We start from the raw sequence: 12,262 nt of genomic DNA, 5'->3' as shown, positions 1-12,262 counted from the left end.
CAGCTTACTCCACCTTCACGCCGCCCTTCCTCACCACCTCGCCCCAGCGCACGGATTCATCCTTGATGAAGGCCTGGAACTGGTCGGCCTTGCCGCCCACGGGGTCGATGCCGTAGTCGATCAGCCGCGCGCGGACATCGGGCTGGCGCAACACGGCGTCCATCTCGGCGGAGATCTTTGCGAGCACCGCTGGCGGCGTCTTCGCCGGCGCGATCAGGCCGATCCAGCTGCTGGCCGTCACGCTCGGATAGCCGGCCTCGGCCATCGTCGGCACGTCCGGTGCCGCCGGCCAGCGCGTCGGGCTCGAAATCGCCAGCGCGCGGACCTTGCCGGCCTTTACCTGCGGCATCATGGTCTGGACCGAATCGAAGATGATGGCGACCTGCCCCGAGAACAGGTCAGGCAACGCCGGCGAAATGCCCTTGTACGGAACGTGGACCATCTTCACGCCGGTGGTCTGCGCGAACAGTTCGCCGGCCAGATGCGCGCCCGAACCGTTGCCGCTGGACGCAAAAGTCATCTTGTCCGGATGGGCCTTGCCCCAGCTCACCAGTTCCTTGACGTTGGTCGGGGGCAGCTGGGCGCTCGACACCAGCAGCAGCGGAATCCGGCCGATCAGGCTGACACCGGTCAGGTCCTTGATCGGGTCGTAGCTCATCTTCGGATAGAGGCTCGGGTTGATCGCATGCGCGGCCACCACAACCAGCAGCGAATAGCCGTCCGGCGCGGACTTGGCGACGTTGTCCGAGCCGATCATGCCATTCGCACCCGGACGGTTTTCCACCACCACGGGCTGGCCGATGCGCTCGGCCAGCTTCTGCATGACCAGCCGCGAGACAGCGTCGGACACGCCGCCGGGCGTGTATGGCACCACTACCCGTACGGGGCGGCTGGGCCAGTTGTCGCCCTGGGCGACCGCCGGCGCCGTGCCCGCAATCAGTCCTGCGAACAGACCCAGTCCCAGCAGCCTGCGGATGCGCCCGTTGGGCTTGCGTTGTGTCATGTCTCCTCCTTGTCGGATGTGCGCCTGTGGCCGGCGCAATCGGTTCTGCGATTCAGTTAGCGGTGTCTTGCGCCCAGCTCTGCGGGACCGACAGCGGGAAGTCCAGCAGCATCTGTGCGTAGCTCTTGCCGAGCGGATCGGAGCGCAGGCTTGCAACACCGCCGCCGCCCAGCGCGCCATGCATCAGGAAATTCAGCGCATGCAGGCCCGGCACGTCGAAGCGCTCGACGTCGCCGTGAACGAGATGGGCAAAGTACGCGCGTACAGCCTGCGGCGTCAGTTGCTCGCGCAGCAGCGTCAGGTACTCGGGCCGCCGCGCGATCACGCCGATGTTCTCGTCGTCGCCCTTGTCGCCGCTGCGGGCATAGGCCAATGCCACCAGCGGGCGCTGCACGCGGGGCTGGTCGGGCACCGGCGGCAGTGCCGGCATGTCGACAGCCGCCGGGGCGGCAGCGTCACCACACTGCGCGGCCTTGGACAGCACGATCTCGCCGTCCTCGAACGCCACGCGCATTGGCACGTCGCCCTTCGGCACCAGGAAGGAAAACACCTTGACCACGGGCTGGATGTCGACGCGGCCCGAGAACGACGAACGCGTGCCCGCCGCCATCGACGTGCCGGCCGACGAGCATTCGCGCTGCAGGAAACTCAGCGCCTTGGCTTGCGCGTGCCGTGCGCCGATGCGCAGCACGACCTCGCGCGTCGGCAGCTCGCGCGCATGCGGGCCGTATTGCGATTCACAGCCGAGCAGCTCGACGATTGTCTCGCTGTAGTCAGGCAGGCCGCGCTCGGCCAGCATGGCGCGCGTGCGCGTGAGCAGCGCATCGGCCGTGCGGCGTGCCTTGGCGGGTGCGTCGATGCCGCGGATCGCCATCATCAGGCTGATCTGGTAGCCGTCCTGCCACGTCGCATTGCCCTTGTAGTGGCCACCCGGTGCCCGGCCGCGTGCGCCGGACACGCGCACCTGTCCCGGCGCGGCCAGTTCGGTGCGCACCGTGCGGAAGTCACAGGTCACGTCGGGCATCAGGTAGTTGGCCGGATCGCCGACCTCGTACAGCACCTGCTCCGCCACTGCGGCGGGATCGATCAGTCCGCCCGTGCCTTGGGGCTTGCTCAGCACGAAGCTACCGTCATGCGCGCAGTCGATGACGGGATAGCCCATGCGATCCCAGCCCGGCACGCGCTGCCAGTCCGTGAACAGGCCGCCAGTAGCCTGCGCGCCGCACTCGATCACATGGCCGGCGAGCGTGCCGGCAGCCAGGCGGTCCCAGTCGGTCCAGTCCCAGTCGAACTCGTGCGCGAGCACGCCGACCACCACGGCGCTGTCCACGCAGCGTCCGGCAATGACGATGTCCGCGCCCAGCGCCAGCGCTCGCGTAATGCCCTGCGCACCGGTGTAGACATTGGCCGACCATGGCTCGGTCGTGGGCACCGGCTGGCCTGCCAGGTCGGTCAGGCCGTCCGCGCACCATTGCGCGAAGTGCGGCTGCACGTCGTCGCCGGTCACCACGGCGATGCGTGGCGACAAGCCCTGCTGCGCGGCGACCTTGAGCAGCGCGTCACGGCAGGCTTCCGGATTGAGGCCACCGGCATTGGCGACGACGCGGATGCCGCGGCGCAGAATCTCGCCAAGGTTCGGCGCCATCGCCGCATTCACGAAGTCGGTGGCGTAGCCCAATGCCGGGTCTTTTGCACGCGCACGCGCCAGGATCGACATCGTGGTCTCGGCCAGGTAGTCGTAGACCAGGTATTGCATGCCGGGCACGGCCAGCAACTGCGGCGTGGCGATCGCGGAGTCGCCCCAGAAGCCCGAGGCGCCACCGATGCGTACGGTCTTGGCGGTATCGCTCATGCCTTCTCCTGTTCAGCGTCGTCAGCTTCCACGCGCGCCAGCAGCGCGCCGGCACTGGCCTGTCCACCTGCGCGAGCCGACAGTTCCGCGACCACGCCGGCAAACGGCGCGGCAACGATGTGTTCCATCTTCATGGCCTCGAGCACCACCAGCGGCTGGCCAGCCTGCACGCGATCGCCCTCTGCCACATGCACGGCCACGATGCGCGCGGTCAGCGGCGCCTGCAGCATGCCGTCGGCATCGCCTGCGTCGCGGCGGCGACGCGGATCGTGGCGCTGGAACTTCCACGCACGGCCGGCCTGGAACAGGTGCAGCGCATGCTTGTCCGTGGCAAACACCAGCGGATAGGCGACGCCGTCGCACTCCACCAGCGCGGTGCCCGCCTCGGCATCGGCCCGCAGTATGCGCAGCACACATTCCCGACCCGGCGCTTCGCTGTCGCGCTCGCGCAGGCTGACATGCCAGCCATCGCGCCCGGCCCGCAGCATGGCCTGCCACGACTGTCCCGCAGCATCCAGCGCTACGCTGGCCGCCGCGCGTGCCAGCGCCGCCGGCCGGCTGCCGCCTTCCAGCACGCCAGCGGCCACCAGCGCAGCGCTTGCTGCCACATGCTGCGGCGGCACCGTGGCTTGCAGCGCGGTTTGCATATGGGTCTCGACGAAACCGGTGTGGACGTCGTTGCCGGCAAAGGCCTCGCTAGCCAGGCAGTCCGCCAGGAACGCTTGGTTGGACGGCACGCCGAGCAGCACGCAATCCTCCACCGCGCGCAGCAGCTTGCGCCGCGCTTCTTCGCGGTCGGCACCGTGCGCCACGAGCTTGGCCACCATCGAGTCATAGTGCGTCGGAATCGCGCCGCCCTCTTCGAGCGCATGGTCCACACGCACGTCGCGGCCCGTGGCAGGCGGTCGCCAGCGCATCAGCGGACCGCCTTGCGGCAGGAAGCCTGCGGCAACGTCCTCGGCGGTAAGGCGGACTTCGATCGCGTGGCCGTTCAACTGCACTTCGTTCTGCGTGACCGGCAATGGCTCGCCGGCTGCCACGCGCAGTTGCCACTCGACGAGGTCGAAACCGGTGATGGCCTCCGTCAGCGCGTGCTCGACCTGCAGGCGCGTGTTCATCTCCATGAAGTAGAAGTTGCCTTCGCTATCGAGCAGGAATTCCATCGTGCCGGCGCCGACGTAGCCGATCGAACGCGCGGCACGCACGGCAGCCTCACCCATGCGCGCGCGCAGCGCGGGGCCGACGGCCGGCGACGGCGCTTCTTCGATGACCTTCTGGTGGCGGCGCTGCACCGAGCAGTCACGCTCGCCGAGGTGGATCACGTTGCCGTGGGTGTCGGCGAACACCTGGATTTCCACATGGCGCGGGGCGATCACGGCACGTTCGAGGATCAGTTCGCCGGAACCGAATGCGGTCTCGGCTTCCGAACGCGCACTCGTCAGCGCACCGGGCAAACCTGCGGCATCGCGCACCAGACGCATACCGCGCCCGCCCCCACCGGCTGCCGCCTTGACCATCAGCGGAAAACCGATCTGGCCGGCCTGCGCGAGCAGCGTGGCGTCGTCCTGCGCTGTGCCCTGATAGCCGGGCACGCATGGCATGTCGGCATCCAGCATCAGGCGCTTGGCCTCGGCCTTGTTGCCCATGGCGCGGATGGCCTTCGCCGGCGGGCCGACAAAGACGAGTCCGGCGGCCGCAATCGCTTCAGCGAATTCGGCATTCTCGGCCAGGAAGCCATAGCCGGGGTGCACGGCATCGGCGCCGCTGCGGCGCGCAGCATCGATGATGGCGGCAATGTTCAGGTACGACTCGCGCGGCGCAGCGGCGCCGATGCAGACGGCCCGGTCGGCTGCGGCCACGTGCGGGCTGTGGCGGTCGGCCTCGGAATAGACAGCCACCGTGGCCAGGCCGAGGCGGCGCGCGGTGCGCATGATGCGCACCGCAATCTCGCCGCGGTTGGCGACGAGCAGCGTATGGAAGGGTCGGCGGGTAGCGGACATGAGGGAATCCCGTGAATCTCTTTGAGTCTTTGAAATCTCAGGCGACGGCCTGCGCCGCGCGGACGGTGTCGGCATCGAAGCGCGCGACCCAGCTGGCGTCGCGCTTCTCGCGGAAGGCAGCAACGCCCTCGGCGCCTTCTTGCCGCATGCATTGAGCAAACAGGTGCGAGGCCTCGTCGAGCAGCGGCGATACAGGCTCGCGACCGCAGCGGCCCACCAGCGTCTTGAACACGCGGTTCGCGTTCGGCCCGCAGCGGCCGACGCGCGTCAGCCATTCGGCGATCAGCGCGTCAAGCTCGGCGCTGTCTTCGGCAAGCTGATCGACGAGCCCGATGGCCACCGTCGACTGGCCGCTGACGCGCTCACCGGTCAGCCCGAGACGGCGCGTCGCCACCGCACCAAGGCGCTGCACAACGAACGGCGCGATCTGCGCGGCAATGATGCCCAGCGTGGTTTCCGACAGCGCAAAGCGCGCATCGCGCGTGGCCAGCACAATGTCCGCCGCGCACGCCAGGCCCATGCCTCCGCCCATCGCAGCACCATCCACGGCAGCAATCACCGGCACCGGCAGCACCGACAGGCGCTCCATGAAATAGCCGAACTGGCGGTTGCGCGTGGCGACCGGGTCTTCCTGGCTAGCGTCGGCCTGCAGGCGCGCCTGGAAATTACCGACGTTGCCGCCGGCGCTGAAGATGCCGCCCGCGCCGCGCAACACCAGCGCGCGGACTTCGGGATCGGTCTCCGCCTGTTCCACCGCCGCGGCCAGCGCCGCCACGACTTCAGGTGCCAGCGCATTGCGCGTGGCGGGAATATTCAGCGTGGCGAACAGCACGCCGCCGGAGCGGCGAACGATTACGCCGTCGTTCTGCGAGGTGTCGGGCATGGCAGTGTGTCTCGTCAAATGTGGAAGGACACGCGCTCAGCCGCGCGACATCAGGCCCATCTGCTTGGCGATGACCTGCAGCATCACCTCGTCCGCGCCGCCGCCGATCGAACCGAGGCGGAAATCGCGATACGCGCGCGATGCATGGTTGTCCCACGTGTAGCCCATGCCGCCCTGGAACTGCATGCACCAGTCGGCTACGTCGCGCGACAGCCGACCGGCCTTGAGCTTGGCCATGGAAGCGAGCTCGGTCACTTCGCCGCCGTTGATGTAGGTCTGCGTGGCCACATACACCAGCGCGCGCAGCGCTTCCATTTCGGTCTTCAGTTCGGCCAGCTTGAACTGGATGAACTGGTTGTCGAGCAGCGGCTTGCCGAACGCGATGCGCTGGCGCAGGTACTCGGCGGTTTCTTCGATCAGCGCCGTACAGGCCAGGCGGCGCGCGGCACCGTTCAGGCGCTCTTCCTGGAACTGCTTCATCTGGTAGATAAAGCCCATGCCTTCTTCGCCGATGCGGTTGCGCACCGGCACGCGCACTTCGTCGAAGAAGATCTGCGCGGTGTCGGAGCACCACATGCCGAATTTCTTGATCTTCTGGATTTCCACGCCTTTCACGCGCTTGCCGTTCTCCTTGAGCGGCACCACGATCAGCGACTTGTTCTTGTGCACGGGGCCGTCGGACGTGTTGCACAGCAGGCAGATCCAGTCGGCCTGCGTGCCGTTGGTGATCCACATCTTGGAACCGGTGATGACGTAGTCGTCGCCGTCACGGCGTGCGCGCGTCTTGAGCGATGCCACGTCGGAGCCCGCCCCCGCTTCCGAGACGCCGATCGAGCACACCATGTCGCCGGCAATGGCGGGCGCAAGAAACTCTCGCTTGAGCGCGTCGGAACCGAATGCGGTCAGCGCCGGCGTAGCCATGTCGCACTGCACGCCAACGCCCATGCCGATGCCTTGTGCACGTGCATAGCCCAGTGCTTCCGCCGCAGCGATGGCGTACGAGAAATCAAGGCCAAGGCCGCCGTATTCGACCGGCTTGGTGATGCCCAGGAAGCCGAGGTCGCCCATCTTCTTGAACAGTTCGTGCGCCGGGAAAATTTCGGCGGCTTCCCACTCATCGACGTGCGGATCGATCTCCGCCGACACGAAGCGGCGGATGCTGCCCATGATATTGCGGTGGTCTTCGGTGTACAGCATGCTGGTCTCCAGGAATTCTTGTTAGCTACAGGCTAGGATGTTCGTTGATGGCTCAGAGGCGCGCCACGCCAAACTGCACGGCACGCGGTTCGCGCCGGTTTGCTTCGCGGGCGGTCGCCAGCACGAAGGCCAGCACGGCACGCGTGTCGCGCGGATCGATCACGCCATCGTCCAGCAGCAGGCCGCTGGTCACGAAAGCGCTGGCCTGTCGTTCGAAGTTGGCGACGATCTCGGCGGTCTGCGCCGCGAGCTGCGCTTCGTCCACGGCCTTGCCTTTGCGCTCGGCCTGCTGGCGCGCCACGATCTCCAGCGTCATGGCGGCCTGCTCGCCGCCCATTACCGCGGTGCGCGCATTGGGCCACGAAAAGCAGAAGCGCGGATGGAAGCCCCGGCCGCACATGCCAAAATTGCCGGCGCCGAAGGACGATCCGCAGTAGATCGTGATCTGCGGAACGGTCGAGTTGGACAGCGCCTGGATCATCTTCGAGCCGTGCTTGATCATGCCCGCCTCTTCCGACGCGCGGCCCACGATAAAGCCCGTGGTGTTCTGCAGGAACACGATGGGCGTGCCCGACTGGTTGCAGAGCTGGATGAACTGCGCGGCCTTGGTCGCGCCGGCCGGATCGATCGGGCCGTTGTTGGTAATGAAGCCGACCGCGTGGCCTTCGATGCGCGCATGGCCGCAGACGGTGCCGGGACCGTAGTCGGGCTTGAACGGCAGCCATGCGGAATCGTCGACGATGCGCGCGATGACTTCGCGCATGTCCACGGGGCGCTTCATGTCGAGCGTCATTACGCCGTCGAGTTCGGCCGGGTCCAGGCGTGGCGCACGGGCCGGCTGTCCCGGAGCGGGTGCCACGTCAGGCCAGTCGAGGCTCGCCACGATGTCGCGCGCGGTGGCAATCGCATGCTCGTCGTCTTCGGCCAGGTATTCGGCCAGGCCGCTGACGGTGGCGTGCAGGTCGGCGCCGCCGAGTTCTTCGTCGGTCGCAATCTCGCCGGTAGCAGCCTTGAGCAGCGGCGGGCCGGCCAGGAACGCACGCGCGCGATTGCGCACCATGACCACGTAGTCCGACAGGCCCGGCATGTAGGCGCCGCCGGCGGTGGACGAACCGTGCACGACGGTGATCACCGGCAGGCCGGCCGCCGACAGCCGTGCCAGGTTGTAGAAGATGCTGCCGCCGCGGATGAACTTGTCGACGCGGTACTTGCGCAGGTTGGCGCCGGCCGATTCGACCAGGTGGATGAACGGCAGCCGGTTTTCCAGCGCGATCTCCTGGCAGCGCATGAGCTTCATATTGCCGGCCTCGGTCATGGCGCCGGCATCGATGCCCGAATCCGTCGCCAGCACCATGCAGCGCACGCCGCAGACGATGCCGATGCCGGCCACGAGCGAGCCGCCGGGAATCGACGTCTCATGGTTCGGGTCGTCCATGCCGAAGCCGGCCAGCGTGGCAATGGGCAGGAACGGCGCGCCGGCGTCGAGCAGGCGGCCGATGCGCTCGCGCGGCAGCAGCGCGCCGCGCTTGGCGAAGGCCGGGCGCGCGCGCTCGGAGGCGGCCACGGCACGCTGCTCCAGGCTGTGCAGGCGGTCGATCAGGGCCTGCATGCCGGCGCGCTGGCTGGCAAACGAGTCGGAGGACGGGTCGATGCGTGTCTCGATGGGAATCATGGCGCTGGCTTGGTTGGCGTGATGGGAGGATTGCAAACCACCGCGCCCCGCGGGACAACATTAATCGCTCAGATTGTGCATAATGTGCACGCCAAACCCAATGCTCCCCGACCGGACGCCGCCCGCGCATGCCTGCCAAGCCATCTACGCCCAGTGGGGTCCAGAGCCTCACCCGCGCCTTCGCCCTGCTTGAGCTGCTCGCCGAGCACCATGAAACCGGGTTAACCCTGCCGGAGCTGGCCATCAAGGCCGACATCGACCGCACCACGGCGCACCGCATGGCCCGCTTCCTGGAGGCGGCCGGCTATATCGAGCGCGAGTCGGCCAGCAAGCGCCTGTACCTGGGCACCACGGCCATGTCGCTCGGCCTGCGCGCGATGAACCGCCCGCCGCCCGGCAGTGTGCTCGTGACCAAGATGAAGGCGCTCGCGCGGCTGACCGGCGACGCGGTATTCCTGATCGTGCGCATCGGCGATCACGGCCATTGCCTGCATACCGAGGAAGGCAGCCACCGCATCAAGTCCTTCCACATGCTGACGGGCAGCTCGCGCCTGCTGGGCCAGGGCACCGGCAGCATGGCCTTGCTGGCGCGCCTGGACAACGACGCCGTGCGCGCGCACTACGAGCGCCACCGGGCCGAGTACGAAGCCAGCGGCCGCAGCCTGATGAAGCTGATGCGCGGCGTAGAACGCAGCCGCGCGTGCGGCTACGCGCTGGCCGGCGCCGATGGCGTGGCCGGTGTCGGCTATGCGCTGCCGATGGCCATGCACGCCGACGCGGCCATCAGCATTGTGTCGGCGGCATCACGCATGCCGGTGGCGCGCCGGCATGAGATGGGGCGGATCATCGGCGGGATGTTTGTGGGGGAGTGAGGCGGCTTGAATGAAAAGGCTGCGGGAACAGCCTCTTCGTTCAAGCGCGGGCGAGCACCGGTCCGGACAATCAGCGGACCGAAACAGCTTCCATCGTCCCATCATGTCTCGCTCCCTCTCCGCACTTGCAATGTTCTCGATGCTTTTTGCCGGCTACGGCTGCAGTACGCCGCCGCAGGACCTGGACCTGTCCCGCGACAAGTCGACTGACGAGGGCCGCTACCGGGTCGCGATCATCGCGCCGACGCCTGCACCCGCCATCAACCAGATGCATGCCTGGACGGTCAGGCTGACCATGCCGGATGGCCAGCCGGTCAACGACGCCCAGTTCTCTGTTGCCGGCGGCATGCCGCAGCACGGCCACGGCTACCCCACACAGCCGCGCGTCACGCGCGGGGCCGAGGCAGGCACCTACCTGCTGCAGGGCATGAAGTTCAGCATGAGCGGATGGTGGGACCTCAAGCTCGGCATTCGCGCGGCGCCAGGCCCCGACACGGTGGCGTTCAACATCGTCGTCGATCCGGGTTCGGAGCGCCGCTGATGAAGTCCCGCCTCAAGACCGGCATGGCGATTGCCGGCGCACTGATGGCAATCGCCCTCGCCTTGCGCGTGTCGGCATCCGCGCCGCAAGCCGCGCTGCGCGATACCTGGCTGCCAGAAGACCTGCGGACATTGGCGAGCCTGCAACTGGACCCATCCACGCCGCGCGCCGCCGACCCTTCCAATGCCTACGAAGGGAGCAGCAACGCGGCCAGCCTTGGCCACGCGTTGTTCAACGACGCTCGCCTGAGCCGCAATGGCCGTGTCTCGTGCGCAAGCTGCCATCAGCCGAACGGCCAGTTCGAGGATGGACGGCCCGTGGGGCTTGGCATTGCCACAGGCACGCGCCGGACCATGCCGGTGATGGGCGCGTCCGGTGCGCCATTCCTGTTCTGGGACGGCCGCAAGGACAGCCTGTGGTCGCAGGCACTGGGTCCCATGGAAGATGCCGCCGAGCATGGCGGTAATCGTGTGCGCTTTGTCCGGATCCTGCAGGCAAAGTATGCGACGCAGTACGCACAGGTCTTCGGGCCGCTGCCGGCCATGCCAGTACTTCCGGCCGATGCCTCGCCACTGGGCTCGCAGGAAGAGCGGTCGGCCTGGGCTGCCCTGCCGCCCGCCACGCGGGAACAGGTGAATCGCGTGTTCGCCAACATGGGCAAGGCCATTGCCGCGTATGAAAGCCGCGTGCGATATGGTCCTTCGCGGTTCGACCGCTATGTTGTAGCCACCCTCGCGGCAGATCGTGGCGGGCAGGACGTGCTCACTGCGCAGGAGGTGCGCGGACTCAGGCTGTTCCTGGGCAAGGGCCAGTGCATTACCTGCCATAACGGACTGACGCTGAGCGACCACGCGTTCCACAACACGGGCATACCACCGCTGAGTCCCGAACATCCTGAGCGCGGGCGTGCCGATGCCATCCCGAAGCTGCTCCGTGATGAATTCAATTGCCTTGGCCCATTCAGCGATGCCAGCCCCGAACAGTGCGCGGAGCTGAACTTCCTGGCGAAAGACGATCCTGCCCACGTTGGCGCGTTCCGCACGCCGAGCCTGCGCAACGTCGCGGATCGGGCGCCCTATATGCATGCCGGGCAAATCAAGACGCTGCCCGACGTGCTGCGGCATTACGTGAAAGCCCCGGCTGCGGCGATCGGAAGAAGCGAACTGGCACCCGCTGGCGAGGCACCGGGATCTCGGCAGGCGATCCGGCTGTCGCCGCAGGACGTCGAAGACCTGGCTGCATTTCTTGGCACCCTGACCGGCACCATTGATCAGCCCACTTAGGAAGACGGCGCGCGAAGCCGCTCGCTCAGCGGCCCTTTCATCTGCATCGCGGACGGTGCCAGGCCGAACATGGTCCGGCACGTGCGCGACAGATGGGCAGAATCGGCAAAACCCGCGGCGTGCGCGGCATTGGCGAGGTTGTCGCCGCGCATAAGGATTTCCCAAGCCTTCAGCAGCCGGCGCCAGAGCTGGTAGGTCCGTAGCGGCATGCCGGTCTCTTCGACAAAGACATGGCGGAACCGGCTCGGGGACAGGTGCACCACCGCCGCCACGTCTTCGAGCGCCAGCGTATTGCCATCCTGAGCACGGAGATGCTCGATCGCCGCCAGTACCCGCGGATCGGACGGCACGTGCGGAATCGTCCGCGAGAGCGAACTCACCAGGGCCTGCGCGGCATACTGCACGGCGTCGGCAGTCCGGGTCCGGCGCCACGCCTGCTCCAGCGCCGAATCCATGCCGGCGAGCGCCTCCTTCTCCAGGAACTCGATTTGCCCACCCATCCGCGCAGACAACGCGCGGCCCTCCTGTGTCTCGGGCTCGATGAACAGCACCGCGCTCCAGTCGCAAGACGAGACATCGATGCTGTGCACCGCGCGGGACGGCACCAGTGCGCCATGGCAATCGACAAGTGATCCGCGATGGCCCGACTGGACCTGAAGACCCGAAGGCGCGCCAATCACCAGCTGGATCGCGTAGTGCGAGTGCGGCGCGACCGGACCGCCTCCGGAACCGATGAACAGGCAGCCTCCACTCCAGGCAACGTAATCGCCCTGGTATCGCGCTGGGATTATCCCCGGGCGCGGCACACTGTTCTCTGTGTTCACCGGGGCGGTCGGGCTCGGTGGGGAATCGCGTCGCGTCATGCCTGGTTATGCTGTCGGGTTCCGATGGTCCAGCGGATTTGCCTCCTCGTGGAAGCTTCCCGCGCCGGCGCAAGTGTCGCATGGCACGCGCCCCGG

General features: G+C 67.5%; 10 protein-coding genes. 3 read left to right on the top strand and 7 right to left on the bottom strand.

Annotated features, from left to right (window positions below; genetic code table 11):
• Positions 1-4: 4 nt before the first annotated feature.
• The 6 genes from K2O51_RS11505 to K2O51_RS11480 are packed head-to-tail and all read right to left on the bottom strand — an operon-like array spanning position 5 to position 8,607.
• On the bottom strand, positions 5-1,003 hold the full coding sequence (locus tag K2O51_RS11505) for a tripartite tricarboxylate transporter substrate binding protein (RefSeq protein ID WP_220630254.1): 999 nt from the start codon (positions 1,001-1,003) through the stop codon (positions 5-7).
• 52 nt (positions 1,004-1,055) lie between these two features.
• Positions 1,056-2,855, bottom strand: coding sequence for an acyclic terpene utilization AtuA family protein (locus K2O51_RS11500; RefSeq protein WP_140950610.1), 1,800 nt, complete (start codon positions 2,853-2,855; stop codon positions 1,056-1,058).
• Positions 2,852-4,855 carry an acetyl/propionyl/methylcrotonyl-CoA carboxylase subunit alpha gene (locus K2O51_RS11495; protein ID WP_220630253.1) on the bottom strand — a complete coding sequence of 668 codons (2,004 nt, stop codon included), beginning with the start codon at positions 4,853-4,855 and terminating at the stop codon, positions 2,852-2,854. The genes K2O51_RS11500 and K2O51_RS11495 overlap by 4 nt, the downstream gene beginning before the upstream one ends.
• A gap of 37 nt (positions 4,856-4,892) precedes the next feature.
• Positions 4,893-5,738, bottom strand: a complete 846-nt coding sequence (locus K2O51_RS11490; protein WP_011300577.1) for an enoyl-CoA hydratase/isomerase family protein — start codon at positions 5,736-5,738, stop codon at positions 4,893-4,895.
• A 36-nt stretch (positions 5,739-5,774) separates the two neighbouring features.
• On the bottom strand, positions 5,775-6,935 hold the full coding sequence (locus K2O51_RS11485) for an acyl-CoA dehydrogenase family protein (RefSeq protein ID WP_011300578.1): 1,161 nt from the start codon (positions 6,933-6,935) through the stop codon (positions 5,775-5,777).
• A gap of 52 nt (positions 6,936-6,987) precedes the next feature.
• The gene (locus tag K2O51_RS11480) at positions 6,988-8,607 is read right to left on the bottom strand and encodes an acyl-CoA carboxylase subunit beta (RefSeq protein WP_041680224.1); all 1,620 of its coding nucleotides are present in this window, start codon (positions 8,605-8,607) and stop codon (positions 6,988-6,990) included.
• A 128-nt stretch (positions 8,608-8,735) separates the two neighbouring features.
• Here K2O51_RS11480 and K2O51_RS11475 point away from each other — a divergent pair, with 128 nt between their 5' ends.
• From K2O51_RS11475 to K2O51_RS11465, 3 genes are all read left to right on the top strand, one after another.
• Positions 8,736-9,479 carry an IclR family transcriptional regulator gene (locus K2O51_RS11475; protein ID WP_011300580.1) on the top strand — a complete coding sequence of 248 codons (744 nt, stop codon included), beginning with the start codon at positions 8,736-8,738 and terminating at the stop codon, positions 9,477-9,479.
• A gap of 130 nt (positions 9,480-9,609) precedes the next feature.
• Positions 9,610-10,020 (top strand): FixH family protein, encoded by a 411-nt coding sequence (locus K2O51_RS11470; protein WP_235679739.1) that lies wholly within the window; start codon positions 9,610-9,612, stop codon positions 10,018-10,020.
• Positions 10,020-11,303 carry a cytochrome-c peroxidase gene (locus tag K2O51_RS11465; RefSeq protein WP_220630252.1) on the top strand — a complete coding sequence of 428 codons (1,284 nt, stop codon included), beginning with the start codon at positions 10,020-10,022 and terminating at the stop codon, positions 11,301-11,303. Before K2O51_RS11470 ends, K2O51_RS11465 begins: the two co-directional genes overlap by 1 nt.
• Here K2O51_RS11465 and K2O51_RS11460 read toward each other — a convergent pair.
• The gene (locus K2O51_RS11460; RefSeq protein ID WP_220630251.1) at positions 11,300-12,166 is read right to left on the bottom strand and encodes a helix-turn-helix domain-containing protein; all 867 of its coding nucleotides are present in this window, start codon (positions 12,164-12,166) and stop codon (positions 11,300-11,302) included. The two genes, K2O51_RS11465 and K2O51_RS11460, sit on opposite strands and share 4 nt — an antisense overlap.
• Between the last annotated feature and the right edge of the window lie 96 nt (positions 12,167-12,262).

The sequence above is a fragment of the Cupriavidus pinatubonensis genome, from assembly GCF_019602855.1.
Taxonomy (GTDB): Bacteria; Pseudomonadota; Gammaproteobacteria; order Burkholderiales; family Burkholderiaceae; genus Cupriavidus; species Cupriavidus pinatubonensis.
The sequence above is the reverse complement of the archived record's forward strand: the minus strand, read 5'-3'. Positions and strand labels throughout refer to the sequence as shown.

Bases quoted from the DNA above. Each gene is read 5' to 3' on its own strand.
- K2O51_RS11505 (WP_220630254.1), bottom strand. From the start codon at position 1,003: ATGACACAACGCAAGCCCAACGGGCGCATCCGCAGGCTGCTGGGACTG.
- K2O51_RS11500 (WP_140950610.1), bottom strand. From the start codon at position 2,855: ATGAGCGATACCGCCAAGACCGTACGCATCGGTGGCGCCTCGGGCTTC.
- K2O51_RS11495 (WP_220630253.1), bottom strand. From the start codon at position 4,855: ATGTCCGCTACCCGCCGACCCTTCCATACGCTGCTCGTCGCCAACCGC.
- K2O51_RS11490 (WP_011300577.1), bottom strand. From the start codon at position 5,738: ATGCCCGACACCTCGCAGAACGACGGCGTAATCGTTCGCCGCTCCGGC.
- K2O51_RS11485 (WP_011300578.1), bottom strand. From the start codon at position 6,935: ATGCTGTACACCGAAGACCACCGCAATATCATGGGCAGCATCCGCCGC.
- K2O51_RS11480 (WP_041680224.1), bottom strand. From the start codon at position 8,607: ATGATTCCCATCGAGACACGCATCGACCCGTCCTCCGACTCGTTTGCC.
- K2O51_RS11475 (WP_011300580.1), top strand. From the start codon at position 8,736: ATGCCTGCCAAGCCATCTACGCCCAGTGGGGTCCAGAGCCTCACCCGC.
- K2O51_RS11470 (WP_235679739.1), top strand. From the start codon at position 9,610: ATGTTCTCGATGCTTTTTGCCGGCTACGGCTGCAGTACGCCGCCGCAG.
- K2O51_RS11465 (WP_220630252.1), top strand. From the start codon at position 10,020: ATGAAGTCCCGCCTCAAGACCGGCATGGCGATTGCCGGCGCACTGATG.
- K2O51_RS11460 (WP_220630251.1), bottom strand. From the start codon at position 12,166: ATGACGCGACGCGATTCCCCACCGAGCCCGACCGCCCCGGTGAACACA.